We start from the raw sequence: 2889 nt of genomic DNA on the forward strand, positions 1-2889 counted from the left end.
CCCCGTGCCCGACTCCGATGGCGAGACGACCACTCTCGGACCCACCGAGACCTCCTACCTGTACGAGGGCGGAATCTCCGAATTCGTCGACTACCTCGCGATCGACCCGCCGATCACGGACAACTGGCGCATTCAGGGAGAGGGCACGTTCAAGGAGACCGTGCCCGTCCTGCAGCCGGACGGGCACATGGTCGCGACCGAGGTGGAGCGGGTGTGCGCCGTCGACATCGCGCTGCGGTGGGGGACCGGCTACGACACCAAGATCCGCTCGTTCGTCAACATCATCTCCACGCCGAAGGGCGGCACGCACCAGCAGGGCTTCGAGCAGGAGCTGCTCAAGGTGCTCCGCGCGCAGGTGGAGCAGAACGCCCGACGTCTGAAGGTCGGCAACGACAAGCTCGAGAAGGACGATGTGCTCGCCGGGCTGACGGCCGTCCTCACGGTGAACGTGCCCGAACCGCAGTTCGAGGGTCAGACGAAGGAGATCCTCGGAACCCCCGCCGTGCGGCAGATCGTGGCTCAGGTGCTCCGCAAGGACCTGGCTGAGCGCTTCGGCTCGACCAAGCGCGACGACAAGATCCAGGCGTCGCAGCTGCTCGACAAGGTCGTCTCGGAGATGAAGGCCCGCGTCTCGGCGCGCGCGCACAAGGAGACCCAGCGCCGTAAGAACGCGCTCGAGTCCTCGACTCTTCCGACGAAGCTCGTCGACTGCCGCACGAACGACGTCGAACGCAGCGAGCTCTTCATCGTGGAGGGCGACTCGGCCCTCGGCACCGCGAAGAACGCGCGCAACAGCGAGTTCCAGGCGCTGCTGCCCATCCGGGGCAAGATCCTCAACGTGCAGAAGGCATCCGTGGGCGACATGCTCTCGAACACCGAGTGCGCGTCGATCATCCAGGTGATCGGTGCAGGCTCCGGTCGGACGTTCGACATCGACGCAGCCCGCTACGGCAAGATCATCCTCATGAGCGACGCCGATGTCGACGGCGCGCACATCCGCACCCTGCTGCTGACCCTGTTCTTCCGCTACATGCGGCCGTTGATCGAGCATGGTCGCGTGTTCGCAGCCGTGCCGCCTCTGCACCGGATCATCGTGATCAATCCGGGGTCGAAACCGAACGAGACGATCTACACGTACAGCGAGCAGGAGATGCACGCGTTGTTGGCGAAGCTCCGCAAGGCGGGCAAGCGCTGGCACGAGCCGATCCAGCGCTACAAGGGCCTCGGAGAGATGGACGCCGAGCAGCTGGCGAACACCACCATGGACAGGTCGGGTCGTCTGCTGCGTCGCGTGCGGATGGAGGACGCGGAAGCCGCCGGGCGCGTGTTCGAGCTCCTCATGGGGAACGAGGTGGCTCCGCGCCGCGAGTTCATCATCGACTCCTCCGACCGATTGTCGCGCGAGTCGATCGACGCCTGAGACGTCAGACGAAAGAAAGCCGGCCCGGTGCAGACCGGGCCGGCTTCCTTTCGCTCTCACGCGGTCGGACCGCTCGCCTGTGCTCAGACCAGTGTGCGGCCGATACTGCCGATGACACCTTCGACGGGCTGGCCGGACGCGTCGCGGCGTGCTCCGTTCTCCGGAAGCTTGCGGACCGCGCCTGTCGGATCGACGGCGAGCGGCGGGTTGGGTCCGACCCATGCGACCGTCAGTCGGTCCTCACCCTTCAAGAACGCATGGGCGCGTACGCCTCCGGTGGCACGCCCCTTGGCTGGATACTCCGCGAAGGACGACACCTTGGCGCGCCCGGGCTCTGTGCCGGGAAGAGCGCTGTCACCTCCGGATACCGTGGCGACGACGGATTCCGCGGCCGGATCGACGACGCCGAAGAAGAGCACTGATGCGCCGGAGCCGAGCTTGACCCCGGCCATTCCGCCCGCCGGGGCGCCTTGCGGGCGCACAGCGGAAGCCGGGAAGTGCAGCAGCTGCGCGTCGGTCGTGACGAAGACCAGCTCCGCGTCGTCCGGTGCCTCTGCCGCCCCGACCACCGAATCGCCCGGTTTCAGGCCGATGACCTCGAGGTCAGGACGCACCGGGAGGCTGGAAGGGACGATGCGCTTGACCGTGCCCTGAGCGGTGCCGAGCGCGATCGGAGTCTCGCTGTCGAAACGCACGAAACCCAGAACGCGCTCGCCCTTGGTCGTGATGCCGAGGTAGTCGCGCAGGGGAGTACCGGCGGCGAGCTGCACCGACGTCGCCGGCACGGACGGGAGGTCGACGGGGGAGAAGCGGACGACGCGACCGAGGTTGGTCAGAGCCCCGATCTCGGCGCGGACGGTGGTCTCGACGGTGGTCAGGATCGCATCGTGCTTGCTGCGACGTGCAGGGACGGTGAGTTCCTGGCCCTCGCCGAGGTCGACGCGGACGGTACGTCCCGTGGTCGAGAGCACGAGCACGGTGGGCGCATCGGCGATCTGCAGATCGACCGCACCCTTGGTCGCTCGGGGCTTGGGCGGAGCCGCGTTCATCAGGAGTGTGCGCCGCGGTGTTCCGTATGCATCGGCTGCGGCGTCGAGCTCCTTGGCGACCGCGGCGCGGAGCAGGGTCGGGCTGTCGAGCAGTTCCCGCAGTGCGGCGATCTCCGCCAGCAACGCATCGCGTTCGGACTCCAGCTCGATACGCGAGAACTTGGTCAGACGGCGCAGGCGCAACTCGAGGATGTACTCCGCCTGGAGCTCGCTCAGATCGAAGACGGAGCGCAGCCGCGTGCGGGCCTGCTCCGAGTCATCGGAGGAGCGGATGACCTGGATGACCTCGTCGATGTCGAGGATCGCGATGAGCAGACCCTCCACCAGGTGCAGACGCTCCTCGCGCCGCTTCAGACGGTATCGGCTGCGGCGGGTGATGACCTCGAGACGGTGACCGACGTAGACGCTCAGCATCTCCTT

Annotated in this window: 2 protein-coding genes; one reads left to right on the forward strand and one right to left on the reverse strand. The window is 67.1% G+C overall.

Going from position 1 to position 2889, the window contains the following annotated elements:
- Positions 1-1420, forward strand: a 1420-nt coding sequence (locus tag DSP71_RS12640; protein WP_258546426.1) for a toprim domain-containing protein, incomplete at its 5' end; no start/stop codon positions are given.
- Positions 1421-1503: 83 nt separating this feature from the next.
- On the opposite strand, the gene DSP71_RS23780 is transcribed toward DSP71_RS12640, so the two are convergent.
- A partial coding sequence (locus DSP71_RS23780; RefSeq protein WP_309472620.1) for a DNA gyrase subunit A occupies positions 1504-2889 on the reverse strand: 1386 nt, incomplete at its 5' end.

Source organism: Microbacterium sp. H6 (genome assembly GCF_003314775.1).
GTDB classification, from domain to species: domain Bacteria; phylum Actinomycetota; class Actinomycetes; order Actinomycetales; family Microbacteriaceae; genus Microbacterium; species Microbacterium oxydans.